Here is a 14,506-nt window from a genome sequence, read left to right on the forward strand (position 1 = left end):
ATAGAATTTAAAGCTATTTTTGAAAGCTTATAGAAAACAATTAATGAGAGTAGAAAACAGAAGAGAAGAAATCATAAAAGAAGCGGCAATTCTTTTTAAAGAAAGAGGATATAGTGCTGTAACCATGAGAGATTTAGCCAAAGCTATGGGGATCAAAGCAGCAAGTCTATACAATCATATACAATCCAAACAAGAGATTCTATCAACGATCATTATCAGTCTAGCCGAAGAGTTTACAAACGGAATGAATGAAATCGTAAAAACACGACTAGATACCATCCAGAAACTAGAACGTATTATCGATTTACACATAGATGTAACATTACGTAATGCAGACGGTTTGGCGGCGTTGAATAATGATTGGATGCATCTGGAAGAAAAAAATCTACAGTATTTTGAAAGAATGCGAATCGATTACGAAGAAAACTTTAAAAAGATTGTTCGTCAAGGAGTAGAATTAAAAGAAATCAAACCCTACAATATTGAGATCATGGTGTTTTCTACATTATCTACCTTAAGAACCTTGTATTTATGGTATCCTAAAAAAGAAAAAATAGATGCCGAAATCCTAAAGAAAGATATGATTTCTGTCCTGTTAAAAGGAATTATTTAAAGCCACATAATACATATAAGGAGAAAAGATAAATAGAAACGGTCTTTTTAAAATAATCCAAAGTTCTTCATAAGTACTTTAACAAATCTTTATTTGCAAATAAAACTAACAATCGTTAGTTTAGCAAAACTATAACGTTATAGTTTTGCATAAATGAACGATTTTTATCCTATAAAAGTTAGCCAAATCCAAAAGGAGACAAAGACATGCTCCTCGGTAACTTTTGATATTCCACAAGAATTACAAGAAACATTTTCATATAAACAAGGACAATATCTCACGCTTAAAACAGCAATTGACGGAGAAGATGTAAGAAGATCCTATTCGCTGTGCTCTAGTCCTGTAGAAAACAAATGGCAAGTTGCAATTAAGCAAATCGAAGGCGGAAAATTTTCTACCTATGCCAATACAGAACTCAAAGTAGGAGATGTATTAGATATAATGCCTCCAAGCGGAAATTTCTATACAGAAGTAGAAACTACACAAGCCAAAGAATATATAGTATTTGCAGCAGGAAGCGGAATTACACCGATTCTTTCTATTATAAAAACGCATCTAGCGCTAGAGCCTAACAGTAGATTCAAGCTGTTTTACTTGAATCGCAACGCAAAATCCATTATCTTTAAAGAAGAAATAGAAGCACTGCGTAATACCTATTTTGGTAGATTCGAGATATTTTATTTCTTAACCAAAGAACAAAGAGATATTCCGTTATTAAACGGACGATTTACTGCAGAAAAAATACAAGAACTAACCCAAAAAATAATTCACATTCCTTCTGTGAGCGAATGTTTCATTTGCGGTCCAGAAGAAATGATCTTTTTAATCAGAGACGAACTAGAAACTGCTGGATTATCCAAAGAGAAAATTCATTATGAACTCTTCTTCTCAGGACAATCCGAAGAAGATAAAAAACGAGCTGCTTTGGCCATAGAACATAAGTTTGATGGAACAGAAGTAACTATTATCGATGGAGGAAAGGAGTTTCATTTCGGAATGGAAGATGATTATGATAATATTCTTGATGGGGCCTTAGCAGCAGGAGCAGATTTACCGTATGCTTGCAAAGGTGGTGTGTGTAGTACCTGTAAGTGCAAGGTGGTCGAAGGAAAAGTAGAGATGAAAATTAATTATGCGTTAGAAGAAGACGAACTTACAAAAGGAATTGTACTCTCGTGTCAAGCCGTACCAACGACAGAAAAAGTGGTGGTAGATTTTGATATTTAGGACGTTTCCCTTCGGGTCAGGCTTTCGGCAGTCGCTCTCTAACGAGGAGCTTCAACAAAGCCTCAATCCTTAACGCAAAACAATTCAATAAGAATAAAACCTATGCTGCAAAGCATAACAAAATAGAAAACGATGAGCGAGAAAGAAATCAAAAGTTTAGAGGAAATCTTTGAGCAGCGAATCGCACGCGATGAGAAAATCGAGCCCAAAGACTGGATGCCAGAAAAGTATCGCAAAACGCATATCAGGCAAATATCACAGCATGCCCATTCCGAAATTGTAGGAATGCTACCAGAAGGAAATTGGATAACTAGAGCTCCTTCATTAAGGCGTAAAGTTGCGTTGTTAGCCAAAGTACAAGACGAAGCAGGACATGGGTTATACCTATACAGTGCTTGCGAGACTTTAGGGATTTCTAGAGACGAATTGTATGAACAATTACATACTGGGAAAGCAAAATATTCAAGTATATTCAATTACCCAACCTTAACATGGGCAGATATAGGAGCTATAGGTTGGTTAGTAGATGGAGCAGCTATTATTAACCAAGTGCCGCTGTGTAATACTTCTTATGGACCTTATGCAAGAGCCATGGTTAGAGTGTGTAAAGAAGAAAGTTTCCACCAGAGACAAGGATACGAAATCATGCTTAAACTAGCCAAGGGAACACCAGAACAAAAAGCCATGGCACAAGATGCCTTAAACCGTTGGTGGTGGCCATCCTTAATGATGTTTGGACCTACAGATGCAGAGTCTGTGCACACTGCACAATCCATGAAATGGAAATTAAAACGTAAAACAAATGATGAATTACGTCAACAATTTATAGATCAAACAATACCACAAGCAGAATTAATAGGACTAACAGTTCCTGATCCAGATTTAAAATGGAATGAAGAACGTAAATCGTATGATTTTGGACCTATAGATTGGGATGAATTCTGGAGAGTAGTCAAAGGTCACGGACCATGCAACAAACAACGTCTAAGCGCTAGAGTCAATGCGTGGAATAATGGAGAATGGGTAAGAGATGCAGCAATGGCCTACGCAGAAAAACAACAAGATAAAAAAACTAAAAAAGCAGTATAAGATTCTTTTTAAGAAAGAAACTTTTATAAAAATATAGATATGGAAAAAAATTGGCCTTTATGGGAAGTTTTTGTGAGAAGCAAGAATGGACTAGAACACCGTCATTTTGGAAGCCTACACGCAGCAGATGCAGAAATGGCATTAGAAAATGCAAGAGACGTTTACACGAGACGTAATGAAGGTGTAAGTATATGGGTAGTAGAATCAAAACATATCACAGCTTCTAACCCAAAAGATAATGGCGAATTATTTGAGCCAGCACAAGACAAAGTGTATCGTCATCCTACTTTCTATGATTTACCAGACGAAGTAAAGCATATGTAAAGGATAAAAATAGAAGTAATGAACAAAGAAAACTTAATACAATACATATACAGTATTGCCGATAATAGCTTGATTCTAGGACAACGTATGTCGGAGTTATGCGGGCATGGACCAAGTCTAGAAACAGATATCGCATGTACCAATATGGCTTTGGACCTTTTAGGACAAACAAGAAGCTATTATCAGTATGTAGCAACATTATTAGGAGAAGGAAAAACTGAGGATGATGTCGCTTATTTACGTACCGAGAGAGAATACAAAAATGTCTTATTAGTAGAACAACCCAATACACATTTTGGATATGTAATAGCGAGACAATTTTTCTATGATACCTTTCATTTATTGCTCTTAGAAAAATTGCAATTCAGTACAGATGAAACATTAGCAGCTATTGCTAAAAAGGGAATCAAAGAAGTGAGTTATCACAAAAGATTCTCATCAGATTGGATCAAAAGATTAGGTGATGGAACCGCAGAGAGCCATCAAAAAATCCAAGAAGCTATTACAGATTTATGGGCATATACAGGAGAATTATTCGATATGCTACCAGAAGATCAAGAAGCAGTAGAGGCAGGAATTGGAGTAGATGTGACTACTTTAAAAGAGAAATACCAAGAACAAATCAAAAATGTATTAGACGAAGCAACTTTAAGTGTACCAGAATTACAATGGTTTCAACGAGGAGGCAAACAAGGAATACATTCAGAACATATGGGATTTTTATTAGCAGATTTACAATATATGCAGAGAACATATCCTAATATGAAATGGTAAATGATAAACGATACTCTAGTTTTCATGTAGGAGCTAGAGTATTTTATATAACATAGAAAATGATAGACCATACCCTCATAACAATATTAGAAAAGGTGTCAGATCCAGAGATACCCGTCTTATCTATTATGGATATGGGAGTAGTACGCAGTGCACAATGGAAAGAGAATAAAGTAGAAGTTTCTATAACACCTACCTATAGTGGATGCCCAGCAATGGATGTACTAGCAGAAGATATCAAAGCAGCCTTTAATGAAAAAGGTATAATATCCGAAGTAAAATTAGTCTTAGCCCCAGCTTGGACTACAGATTGGATCACAGCAAGAGGACGCAAAGCCTTAGAAGATTACGGAATCGCAGCACCTTTAGACGCAGAAGCAGACAAAGAAGCGTTACTCGGAAATAAGAAAATAATCAAATGTCCTCAATGCGGATCTACAGAAACAAAAATGATAAGTCAGTTTGGATCCACAGCATGTAAAGCCTTATTTCAATGCGAAACATGTCAAGAACCATTTGATTATTTTAAGTGTTTAAAATAGAATAGAAAAATAATAAGGAATACATTAATGATGTACACTGAGCTTGTCGAAGTGTTAATTGTCAAAAAAAGTTCCTAATCACATATAAAAATGAGTGTAATACTAGAAAGAATAGAAGGAAATGTAGCATACATAACCTTAAACAGACCAGAAGCATTCAATAGTTTTACCAGAGAAATGGCGCTGAGCTTACAAGATCGATTAGATGCTTGCGAAGCAGATGAAAACATTAGAGCCATTGTACTTTCAGGAGCAGGAAAAGCCTTTTGTGCAGGGCAAGACCTGAAAGAAGTAACTTCTCCAGAACACAATCCAGGGTTCAAGAAGATTTTAGAAGAACACTACAACCCAATCGTAAGACGAATTAGAGCTATCGAAAAACCTATCATAGCAGCAGTAAATGGAGTAGCTGCTGGAGCAGGAGCAAACATTGCATTGGCTTGTGATATAGTAGTAGCACACGAAAAAGTAAGTTTTATACAAGCTTTCAGCAAAATAGGATTGATACCAGATAGCGCAGGAACCTTTTTCTTGCCAAGATTAATAGGATTCCAAAAAGCATCGGCATTAATGATGTTAGGAGACAAAGTAGATGCAGTAGAAGCAGAACGCTTAGGTATGATCTATAAAGTAATTCCTTTAGAAAACTTTGAAGAAGAAGTAACAAAGTTGGCTTCAAAAATGGGAGCAATGCCAACGCAAGCATTAGGTTATACCAAAAGACTTCTTAATAAAGCATTGACCAATGATCTAGAACAACAATTAGCTTTAGAATCAGAATTACAAATAGCATCTTCAGAAACAGAAGATTACCAAGAAGGCGTAAATGCGTTTATCGAAAAGCGCAAACCAGAATTTAAAGGAAAATAGGAAATAAGGATTAGACGATAAAAGTGTGAAACATTGAAAGATTTGCCTTTTGAGTTTTACATTTTAGATTTAAAATTGATATGATAAAAACTGTAGGCATCATAGGATCAGGTACCATGGGAAGCGGAATAGCTCAAGTAGCAGCAACTGCAGGATGTACCGTAAAAGTATATGACACCAATCAAGCCGCTTTAGAAAAAAGTAAAGCTAGCTTAGAAAAAATATTAACTCGATTAATAGAAAAAGGAAGAATAGATGCAGCAGAAAAATCGAGAATTCAAGAAAATATTACACACGTTCAAGTATTAGCAGATTTAGCCGATGCTGACTTAACCATAGAAGCCATAGTAGAAAACTTAGAAATAAAACAAAAAGTTTTCAAAGAGTTAGAAACCTATATTTCAGAAAACGCGATTATAGCTTCGAACACATCATCATTATCCATAGCCTCTATAGCTTCCGCTTTACAAAAACCAGAAAGATGTATCGGAATTCATTTTTTCAATCCAGCGCCACTCATGAAGTTGGTTGAGGTAATTCCAGCAGTGCAAACATCAAACGAAGTTTTAGAAACAGCCGTACAAACAATTGCAGATTGGAAAAAAGTAGTCGCTGTAGCCAAAGACACACCAGGATTTATTGTCAATAGAGTAGCTAGACCGTTTTACGGAGAATCTTTACGTATCTATGAAGAAGGAGTCGCTGATTTTGCAACAATAGATTGGAGTTTAAAAACAATAGGAGGTTTCCGTATGGGACCATTTGAGTTAATGGATTTTATAGGAAATGATGTAAACTATACAGTGACAGAAACAGTATTCAAGGCATTCTATTACGATCCAAGATACAGACCGTCATTTACACAAAAGAGATTATCAGAAGCAGGATACTTAGGGAGGAAAACTGGTAAAGGATATTATAGTTATACAGAAGACGCAGAAAAGCCAACTCCAACAGAAGATAAAGTACTAGCGCAACAAATATTTGATAGAGTCTTGGTGATGTTGATCAATGAAGCTGCAGACGCACTATTCTTAAACATTGCCTCAGCAGCAGATATTGACAATGCAATGACCAAAGGAGTAAATTATCCTAAAGGACTTTTAAGCTGGGCAGACGAAAAAGGAATTGCCTGGTGTGTAGAAAAGTTAGATACGTTGTATGATGAATATCACGAAGATAGATACAGATGCAGTCCGTTATTGCGTAAAATGAATAAAGAAAATAAGACCTTTTTTTAGAAAAATTGAGAGCATATAAATTGAAAAACTCAAAAACTAATTAACTAAAACACTAATAAACGAAATATGACCCCAGAACAAATTCCACATAAAATGCTAAGCCTAGATCCATACAGTACATGGTTGGGAATTGAAATTTTAGAATGTGAGTTAGGAAGATGTAAAGTAGGAATGACTATTCGCAAAGAAATGTTGAATAGCATGGGTAAAGCACATGGAGGAATTAGTTATTCTTTGGCAGATACAGCCTTTGGATTTGCTGCAAATACACATGGCAAATATGCAGTATCTATAGAAACTTCTATTAATCATATAGAAGCTCTAGAAGAAGGAGATTATATCACAGCAGAATCAGTAATCGAAAAAGTAAAAACAAAAGTAGGATTCAATGTGATCGAAGTAAAAAGAGGAGACGAATTGGTAGCTCTTTTTAAAGGAGTAGTATATAGAACAAAAAAAGACTGGGAAGAATAAAAAATATAAAAGTCAAAATGTAAAATGATAAATGAAAAGTCGAAAAAATATGATTTACAAGAACGATTAGTAAAGTTTTCGGCTAGGATTATCAAAAGTATTCCTTCCTTAAAAAAAGGATATGCTTCAGAACATTTACAAAAACAATTGATAAGATCGAGTACTTCTTCAGCATTAAATTATGGAGAAGCACAAGGCGCAGAATCAAAAAAAGACTTTATGCATAAAATGAGACTTTGCCTTAAAGAGCTTAGAGAAACTCAAGTGAATCTAAGTATTTTAGAAGAGGCAGAGTTAGTCAAAGAAGATAGAATATTTGAAGAAATAAAAAGAGAATGTAAAGAGTTGATCGCAATATTTACAGCAAGTGTAAAGAAAATGAGCTGATTATATATTTACATTTTACATTTAAAATTTTAGATTGTGAAAGAGTCATACATAATAGACGGAGTAAGAACTCCTGTAGGAAAATATAAAGGGACCTTATCTGTAGTGCGTACAGATGATTTAGGAGCATTAGTGATAAAAGAAATAGCAGAACGTAATGCAAATATTCCTCAAGAAGCTTATGACGATGTGATTATAGGTTGTGCTAATCAAGCTGGAGAAGACAACCGCAATGTAGCACGTATGTCATCCTTATTAGCCGGATTACCATACAGTGTACCAGGAGAAACAGTCAATAGATTGTGTAGCTCTGGGTTATCGGCTATTATTCATGCCAATCGTGCGATCAAAGCAGGAGACGGAGATGTATTTATTGCTGGAGGAGTAGAAAATATGACTCGTGGACCATATGCTATAGCAAAACCGTCAAGTGCTTTTGGAACGGATGCAAAAATGTATGATACAAGTTTTGGATGGCGTTTTGTGAATCCAAAAATGCATGAAATGTATGGAACAGACGGAATGGGAATGACTGCAGAGAATTTGGTAGAAAAATACAATATCTCTCGCGAAGATCAAGATGCTTTTGCATACCGTAGTCAAATGAAAGCAACCAAGGCACAAGAATCAGGACGATTAGCAAAAGAATTGGTGACAGTCGAAATTCCACAACGCAAAAAAGATCCAATACAATTCAATCAAGATGAGTTTATAAAACCAACAACTACTCCAGAAATCTTAGGAAAATTAAGAGCAGCATTCAAAGCAGACGGAAGTGTAACTGCTGGAAATGCTTCAGGATTAAATGATGGAGCGGCTGCAACAATTATAGCCTCAGAAGATGCAGTAAAAAAATACAACCTAAAACCAATGGCTAGAATTGTTAGCTCGGCAGTAGTAGGAGTAGAACCGCGTATCATGGGAATTGGACCTGTTAAGGCATCTAATAAAGCTTTAGAAAAAGCAGGATTAACAATGAATGATATAGATGTGATCGAACTCAACGAAGCTTTTGCAGCGCAAAGTCTAGCATGTATAAGAGAATGGGGATTAGCAGATGATGACCCAAGAATTAATCCTAATGGAGGAGCGATAGCTATAGGACATCCACTAGGAATGACAGGAACTCGTATAGCCTATTCAGCAGCTTTAGAATTACAAGAAACAGGAAAACGATATGCATTAGTAACAATGTGTATAGGAGTAGGACAAGGATATGCGGCTGTAATAGAGCGAGTTTAAAGAAAATAAATATAGAATAGAAAAAAATAAAAACCGAAATGAAATTAGAAAGCTATATCAACGGTAAATGGGTAGCAGGAACAGGAGAAGGAACTCCAATGTTTGATGCTGTAACCGGAGAAACTATCGGATATGCAACTACCGAAGGATTAGATATTCCTGCTGCATTAGCTTACGGAAGAACCAAAGGTGGCGAGAAGTTACGTAAAATGACATTTCAGGAACGAGGTAATATGATCAAAAAATTAGCCTTGTACCTTAACAAAAGAAAAGAGCAATTTTATGAAATAAGCTACCGCACAGGAGCAACACGTATCGATAGTTGGATTGATATAGAAGGAGGTTTCGGGAATTTATTTGCCAATGCATCCTTAAGAAAATTATTTCCTAATCAACCGTACCATGTAGAAGGAGATCCAATTGATTTATCAAGAGGAGGACGTTTTATGGCACACCATATTTTAGTGCCAAAGCAAGGAGTTGCAGTACATATTAATGCTTTTAATTTCCCAGTATGGGGAATGCTAGAAAAATGTGCAGTAAACTGGATGGCAGGAATGTCAGCAGTTGTTTTACCTGCACCACAAACAGCATATTTAACAGAAGCGGTTGTACGTGAGATTGTAAACTCAGGGATTCTTCCAGAAGGAGCTATACAACTGCTAAGTGGTATGACAAAGACTATCTTGGATACGGTAACATCACAAGATGTGGTGACATTTACAGGATCAGCACATACAGGGAGATTGTTAAAAGCACATCCTAGATTGACACAAGAAGCAGTACCATTTACGATGGAGGCAGATTCTTTGAACTGTTCGGTTTTAGGAAAAGATGCAGTACCAGGAACACCAGAATTTGATTTGTTTATCAAAGAGGTAAGAAAAGAAATGACGGTGAAGACGGGGCAGAAATGTACGGCTATACGTAGAATTATTGTACCAGAAAACTTAGTAGAAGATGTACAAATTGCTTTAGGAAAACAATTGGCAAAAGTAACTGTTGGAGACCCTCGATTAAAAGAGGTGAGAATGGGAGCTTTGATCAATAAAACACAAGTTGAAACGGTGAAAAACCAAGTAAGCAAGTTAGCGCAAACGGCGCAAATTGTTTACGGAAGTTTAGACACCATAGAAACTATAGGTGCAGATGCAGAAAAAGGAGCTTTTATGAGTCCTATCTTGTTGAGAGAAGATAATCCTTTTACAAATACAGCAGTACATGAGATAGAAGCTTTTGGACCAGTAAGTACAATTTTACCATACAAAGATATGAATGAAGCTATTCAATTATCTCAAATGGGTAAAGGGTCGTTAGTATCTTCGATCTTCACGTATGATGATGCTATAGCGAAAGAATATATCGTAGGAGCAGCATCACATCATGGAAGAATCTTGGTAGGAAACCGTGAAAATGCAAGACAAAGTACAGGACATGGATCTCCATTACCATTATTAGTACATGGAGGACCGGGTAGAGCTGGTGGAGGAGAAGAAATGGGAGGAATGCGTGGTATCAAGCACTATATGCAACGATGTGCGATTCAAGGAACTCCAACAACAATTACAGAAGTTACGGGGATTTATCAGCCTAATGCAAAATATAAAGAAGCAGAAAAACATCCATTTGCATATCATTGGGAAGATATAGAAGCAGGAATGTCAATCAAAACCCATAAGCGTACCATAACAGATACCGATATTATCAATTTCGGAAATTTAACTTGGGATCATTTCTATGCGCATACAGATATCACTTCTTTAGACGGAAGTATTTTTGAAAAGAGAACAGCACATGGGTACTTTATCATTTCGGCAGCAGCAGGGTTATTTGTATATCCAAACAAAGGACCAGTAGCAGCAAATTATGGACTAGAAGAATGCAGGTTCCTAAGACCGATATATCATAATGATACTATTTATGTACGATTAACATGCAAAGAAAAAGTAGAGCGTGATTCAAGAGGTCGAGAGTTACCAAGCGGAATCGTAAAGTGGTTTGTAGAAGTTTTCGATCAAGAAGATGAATTAGTGGCAGTAGCAACAATTTTAACGATGGTTCAAAAAAAGAATCCATTCGTTCAGATCAATCGAAATAATATCCAAAACTACTTATATAAGCTAAAGGAAGATACTAAGCCAAGCTGGGGAATCATGACGGCACAACATATGGTAGAACATATCGAAATGCAATTTAGAATGGCAACTGGAGAAATCAATGATTTCGAAATCACAACGCCAGAAGAGTATATCGAGAAAGTGGTTGAAATATTATACAACCATAAACCAATGCCAAAAGAACACAAGCATCCGTTATTAAAAACAGATGAGGTAGAAGAACTAGTACATACAAATCTTGAAGAAGCTAAAGCAAAATTATTAGAAGCTTATGATGCATATGAAGCTTACTTTAAAGAAAACCCAGATACAGCAACTAAAAATACAGTATTCGGAATGTTAAGCAAATTCGAATGGGATTTATTAAGTGTTAAACATCTGAATCATCACTTCAAACAGTTTAATCTATTGTAATAGAATAAACTGTTTGAAACTCCTACGAAAGTAGGAGTCTATAACAAGACGCTACAATGATATATTGGTCAGTTTATATGATAACAAATAAAAAGCAAGGAGTCTTGTATATAGGTGTAACAAAAGATTTAAAAAGAAGAATACAACAACATAAAAGAAAAGTGCATCCAACAACTTTTTCAGCAAGGTATAACTTAAACAAGTTGATATATTTTGAAAGATATTCAACAAAGGAAGAAGCGTATTTGAGAGAAAGGCAAATGAAAAAATGGAAGAGAAGTTGGAAAATAGAGTTAATAGAAAAAGAGAATCCGTCTTGGGAAGAAATTAATTTAGACAAGGATTCTTAAATCAATAAAAGAAAATGACAGCACCATACGTAAAACAACATATAGAAAATGGAGTAGGAACCATAGAGTTTTTTCATCCAGCACATAACTCATTACCAGGAGATATCTTGGCACAGTTAGCAGATACAATTACTGCAGCAGGAATAAATGAGGATATTAAAGTGATTGTATTAAAGAGTGGAGGAGATCGAACTTTTTGTGCAGGAGCAAGTTTTAAGGAGCTTATAAATATCAATGATGCAGCAACAGGAAAAGTATTCTTTTCTGGATTTGCTAATGTAATCAACGCTATGCGTAAATGTCCAAAGTTTATCATTGGACGCGTACAAGGTAAAACAGTAGGAGGTGGAGTTGGTCTTGCATCTGCTACAGATTATTGTATGGCAACAAAATTTGCGGCTATCAAATTGAGTGAATTAAATGTAGGAATAGGACCTTTTGTTGTGGGGCCAGCAGTACAACGTAAATTAGGATTAACAGGAATGTCTCAGATCGCAATTGATGCGAATACATTTTATAGTGCAGAATGGGCGCAAGCCAAAGGACTATATACACAAGTATACGAAAGTACAGAAGCATTAGATGAGGCTGTTCAGGCATTTGCAGAAAACCTATGTACCTATAATCCAGAAGCTATGGCAGAAATGAAAAAGATCTTTTGGGAAGGAACAGACCACTGGGATACATTGCTAACAGAAAGAGCAGAAATTAGTGGAAGGTTAGTCTTATCAGAATTCACAAAAGAAACGCTAAAACGATTTAAATAAAATATAGTGTAGCCTGAGTATATCGAAGGCTACATTTTTATGATTGTAAATATAATAACACATGATATACAGTTTTAAAGGTTTTATTCCCGTAGTGCATGAAAGCAGCTATGTACATCCCTTAGCAGCGGTTACAGGAAATGTAATCATAGGTAAAAACTGTTATATAGGACCTGGAGCGGCTATTAGAGGTGATTGGGGAGAAATCATACTTGAAGATGGTGTTAACGTACAAGAAAACTGTACAGTACATATGTTTCCAGGGAAATCTATAGTACTTAAAGAAAGTGCACATGTAGGGCATGGAGCAGTGATTCATGGAGCTAATTTGGGTAGAAATTGCTTGATAGGAATGAATAGTGTCATTATGGATGATGCTGTGATCGGAGATGAAAGTATCGTTGGTGCTATGGCATTTGTCAAAGCAAATACAATAATTCCTAACCGAAGTTTGGTAGTGGGAAACCCAGCCAAAATAGTAAAAGAAGTAACAGACGAAATGATCGCTTGGAAAACCAAAGGAACACAATTGTACCAACAGTTACCAGCAGATTGTCACGAAACGATGAGAGCTGTAGAACCTTTGAGAACAATCCCAAAAGATAGACCTACTCAAGAAGCGTTTTACAAGACTTTAGAAGAATTTAGAAAGAAATAACAAAGATAAAATCTAGTAATCAATGTTTTATGGTTTTAAAACTAACAAACATTTGTTAACTTGGTATAAGTTTTTGAAAATAAATAGAATAGATTAAGAATCAATGGCAGCAATAGAATTGAAAATGCCCAAAATGGGAGAAAGTATTTCAGAGGCTACCATCATCAATTGGTTAAAGCAAGAAGGAGATGTAGTATCACTAGACGAAACTATTTTAGAAGTAGCCACAGATAAAGTAGATAGTGAAGTGCCAGCCCCATGTGATGGAGTAATAACAAAAATACTATGTCAACCCAATGAGGTGGTTGCTGTAGGAACTGTAATGGCATTGATAGAAGCTTCAGAAGGGACTACAGTCTCGATAGTAAAAAATGAAGCAGTTGTCAAAGAAGAAAGCAATACAGTAGCGGTAAAAGAAGAAACGGTAGTAAAGGAATTCAAATTACAGAATTCACCAAATCCAGATGCTTTTTTATCACCATTAGTTATTAGTATAGCAAAAAAAGAAAACCTTTCTATAGAAGAAGTACAGAGTATACCAGGTTCAGGAACAGACGGGCGCATACGCAAAAGTGATGTAATGCACTATTTAAAACATAGAAAATATCCATTACAAAGCAAACCTAATACAGTAGCGAATACATCAAAGTTCACCTATAATGCACCTCCAATTGCTTTTGTAGAAGGAAAAGATCGCATAGTAGAAATGGATAGAATGCGCAAGATGATTGCAGATCATATGGTGTATTCAAAACATACTTCGCCTCACGTAACTAGTTATATCGAAGTAGATGTAACGAATATGGTGAACTGGAGGAATAGTGTTAAAGCAGATTTTCTAGAAAAATACGGAGAGAAATTAACCTTTACGCCAATTTTTGTAGAAGCAGTAGCCAAGGCAATTCAAGAATATCCAATGATTAATGTTTCTGTAGATGATAGTAAAATTGTGGTACATAAAGACATTAATATAGGAATGGCAACAGCTTTACCAAGTGGAAACTTAATTGTACCCGTGGTAAAGAATGCAGATGAAAAGAATTTATTAGGCTTGGCAAAAAATGTAAATCACTTAGCACAACATGCTAGAGATAACAAATTAAAGCCAGACGAAATTCAAGGGAGTACATTTACCATTTCTAATGTAGGAACTTTTGGGAGTTTGATGGGAACCCCAATCATTAATCAACCAGAAGTTGCAATTCTAGCCTTAGGAATTATCAAGAAACGCCCAGAAGTCATCACAACAGATCAAGGAGATGAAATAGCCATTCGTAGTATGATGTATCTATCATTATCCTTTGATCATAGAGTAGTAGATGGATTTTTAGGAGGATCATTTTTAAGAAAAATAGGAGACGAGTTAGAAGCTTTTGATCCTAATAGAAAAATATAAGTCTATCTAGTGAATTTAGTT

The 14,506-nt window shown here is 35.7% G+C and carries 16 protein-coding genes; all 16 read left to right on the forward strand.

The window, feature by feature from the left end; all coding sequences use genetic code 11:
* Positions 1-43 precede the first annotated feature (43 nt).
* Positions 44-613: a TetR/AcrR family transcriptional regulator gene (locus ACYEKI_RS17360; protein WP_459212476.1), complete on the forward strand. Its 570-nt coding sequence runs from the start codon at positions 44-46 to the stop codon at positions 611-613.
* A 153-nt stretch (positions 614-766) separates the two neighbouring features.
* Positions 767-1,840 carry a 1,2-phenylacetyl-CoA epoxidase subunit PaaE gene (gene paaE, locus ACYEKI_RS17365; RefSeq protein ID WP_459212477.1) on the forward strand — a complete coding sequence of 358 codons (1,074 nt, stop codon included), beginning with the start codon at positions 767-769 and terminating at the stop codon, positions 1,838-1,840.
* 132 nt (positions 1,841-1,972) lie between these two features.
* A complete protein-coding gene (gene paaA, locus ACYEKI_RS17370; protein WP_459212478.1) occupies positions 1,973-2,929 on the forward strand; it encodes a 1,2-phenylacetyl-CoA epoxidase subunit PaaA in 957 nt (318 codons plus the stop codon).
* Between the two features lie 39 nt (positions 2,930-2,968).
* The gene (paaB, locus tag ACYEKI_RS17375; RefSeq protein WP_459212479.1) at positions 2,969-3,253 is read left to right on the forward strand and encodes a 1,2-phenylacetyl-CoA epoxidase subunit PaaB; all 285 of its coding nucleotides are present in this window, start codon (positions 2,969-2,971) and stop codon (positions 3,251-3,253) included.
* A gap of 18 nt (positions 3,254-3,271) precedes the next feature.
* Positions 3,272-4,027, forward strand: coding sequence for a 1,2-phenylacetyl-CoA epoxidase subunit PaaC (paaC, locus tag ACYEKI_RS17380; protein ID WP_459212480.1), 756 nt, complete (start codon positions 3,272-3,274; stop codon positions 4,025-4,027).
* A gap of 59 nt (positions 4,028-4,086) precedes the next feature.
* A complete protein-coding gene (paaD, locus tag ACYEKI_RS17385) occupies positions 4,087-4,569 on the forward strand; it encodes a 1,2-phenylacetyl-CoA epoxidase subunit PaaD (protein ID WP_459212481.1) in 483 nt (160 codons plus the stop codon).
* A 90-nt stretch (positions 4,570-4,659) separates the two neighbouring features.
* Complete coding sequence (locus tag ACYEKI_RS17390; RefSeq protein ID WP_459212482.1) at positions 4,660-5,439, forward strand: enoyl-CoA hydratase-related protein; 780 nt, start codon at positions 4,660-4,662, stop codon at positions 5,437-5,439.
* Between the two features lie 80 nt (positions 5,440-5,519).
* Positions 5,520-6,680 carry a 3-hydroxyacyl-CoA dehydrogenase NAD-binding domain-containing protein gene (locus ACYEKI_RS17395; protein WP_459212483.1) on the forward strand — a complete coding sequence of 387 codons (1,161 nt, stop codon included), beginning with the start codon at positions 5,520-5,522 and terminating at the stop codon, positions 6,678-6,680.
* Positions 6,681-6,746: 66 nt separating this feature from the next.
* Positions 6,747-7,154: a PaaI family thioesterase gene (locus ACYEKI_RS17400; protein WP_459212484.1), complete on the forward strand. Its 408-nt coding sequence runs from the start codon at positions 6,747-6,749 to the stop codon at positions 7,152-7,154.
* A 24-nt stretch (positions 7,155-7,178) separates the two neighbouring features.
* Positions 7,179-7,541: a four helix bundle protein gene (locus ACYEKI_RS17405; protein WP_459212485.1), complete on the forward strand. Its 363-nt coding sequence runs from the start codon at positions 7,179-7,181 to the stop codon at positions 7,539-7,541.
* Between the two features lie 36 nt (positions 7,542-7,577).
* The gene (gene pcaF, locus ACYEKI_RS17410) at positions 7,578-8,783 is read left to right on the forward strand and encodes a 3-oxoadipyl-CoA thiolase (RefSeq protein WP_459212486.1); all 1,206 of its coding nucleotides are present in this window, start codon (positions 7,578-7,580) and stop codon (positions 8,781-8,783) included.
* 38 nt (positions 8,784-8,821) lie between these two features.
* Entirely contained in the window at positions 8,822-11,314 is a 2,493-nt protein-coding gene (gene paaZ, locus ACYEKI_RS17415) for a phenylacetic acid degradation bifunctional protein PaaZ (protein ID WP_459212487.1), read from the forward strand.
* Positions 11,315-11,370: 56 nt separating this feature from the next.
* Positions 11,371-11,664, forward strand: coding sequence for a GIY-YIG nuclease family protein (locus tag ACYEKI_RS17420; RefSeq protein ID WP_459212488.1), 294 nt, complete (start codon positions 11,371-11,373; stop codon positions 11,662-11,664).
* A gap of 14 nt (positions 11,665-11,678) precedes the next feature.
* Positions 11,679-12,431 (forward strand): enoyl-CoA hydratase/isomerase family protein, encoded by a 753-nt coding sequence (locus tag ACYEKI_RS17425; protein ID WP_459212489.1) that lies wholly within the window; start codon positions 11,679-11,681, stop codon positions 12,429-12,431.
* Between the two features lie 61 nt (positions 12,432-12,492).
* Positions 12,493-13,089 carry an acyltransferase gene (locus ACYEKI_RS17430; protein ID WP_459212490.1) on the forward strand — a complete coding sequence of 199 codons (597 nt, stop codon included), beginning with the start codon at positions 12,493-12,495 and terminating at the stop codon, positions 13,087-13,089.
* Between the two features lie 103 nt (positions 13,090-13,192).
* Entirely contained in the window at positions 13,193-14,485 is a 1,293-nt protein-coding gene (locus ACYEKI_RS17435; protein ID WP_459212491.1) for a dihydrolipoamide acetyltransferase family protein, read from the forward strand.
* Positions 14,486-14,506 lie beyond the last annotated feature (21 nt).

It is taken from the genome of Aquimarina rhabdastrellae (assembly GCA_947387485.1).
GTDB lineage: Bacteria > Bacteroidota > Bacteroidia > Flavobacteriales > Flavobacteriaceae > Aquimarina.

What these genes read in the sequence shown, in the direction of transcription:
- ACYEKI_RS17360 (WP_459212476.1), top strand. Translation starts at nt 44, where the DNA reads ATGAGAGTAGAAAACAGAAGAGAAGAAATCATAAAAGAAGCGGCAATT.
- paaE (WP_459212477.1), top strand. Translation starts at nt 767, where the DNA reads ATGAACGATTTTTATCCTATAAAAGTTAGCCAAATCCAAAAGGAGACA.
- paaA (WP_459212478.1), top strand. Translation starts at nt 1,973, where the DNA reads ATGAGCGAGAAAGAAATCAAAAGTTTAGAGGAAATCTTTGAGCAGCGA.
- paaB (WP_459212479.1), top strand. Translation starts at nt 2,969, where the DNA reads ATGGAAAAAAATTGGCCTTTATGGGAAGTTTTTGTGAGAAGCAAGAAT.
- paaC (WP_459212480.1), top strand. Translation starts at nt 3,272, where the DNA reads ATGAACAAAGAAAACTTAATACAATACATATACAGTATTGCCGATAAT.
- paaD (WP_459212481.1), top strand. Translation starts at nt 4,087, where the DNA reads ATGATAGACCATACCCTCATAACAATATTAGAAAAGGTGTCAGATCCA.
- ACYEKI_RS17390 (WP_459212482.1), top strand. Translation starts at nt 4,660, where the DNA reads ATGAGTGTAATACTAGAAAGAATAGAAGGAAATGTAGCATACATAACC.
- ACYEKI_RS17395 (WP_459212483.1), top strand. Translation starts at nt 5,520, where the DNA reads ATGATAAAAACTGTAGGCATCATAGGATCAGGTACCATGGGAAGCGGA.
- ACYEKI_RS17400 (WP_459212484.1), top strand. Translation starts at nt 6,747, where the DNA reads ATGACCCCAGAACAAATTCCACATAAAATGCTAAGCCTAGATCCATAC.
- ACYEKI_RS17405 (WP_459212485.1), top strand. Translation starts at nt 7,179, where the DNA reads ATGATAAATGAAAAGTCGAAAAAATATGATTTACAAGAACGATTAGTA.
- paaZ (WP_459212487.1), top strand. Translation starts at nt 8,822, where the DNA reads ATGAAATTAGAAAGCTATATCAACGGTAAATGGGTAGCAGGAACAGGA.
- ACYEKI_RS17420 (WP_459212488.1), top strand. Translation starts at nt 11,371, where the DNA reads ATGATATATTGGTCAGTTTATATGATAACAAATAAAAAGCAAGGAGTC.
- ACYEKI_RS17425 (WP_459212489.1), top strand. Translation starts at nt 11,679, where the DNA reads ATGACAGCACCATACGTAAAACAACATATAGAAAATGGAGTAGGAACC.
- ACYEKI_RS17430 (WP_459212490.1), top strand. Translation starts at nt 12,493, where the DNA reads ATGATATACAGTTTTAAAGGTTTTATTCCCGTAGTGCATGAAAGCAGC.
- ACYEKI_RS17435 (WP_459212491.1), top strand. Translation starts at nt 13,193, where the DNA reads ATGGCAGCAATAGAATTGAAAATGCCCAAAATGGGAGAAAGTATTTCA.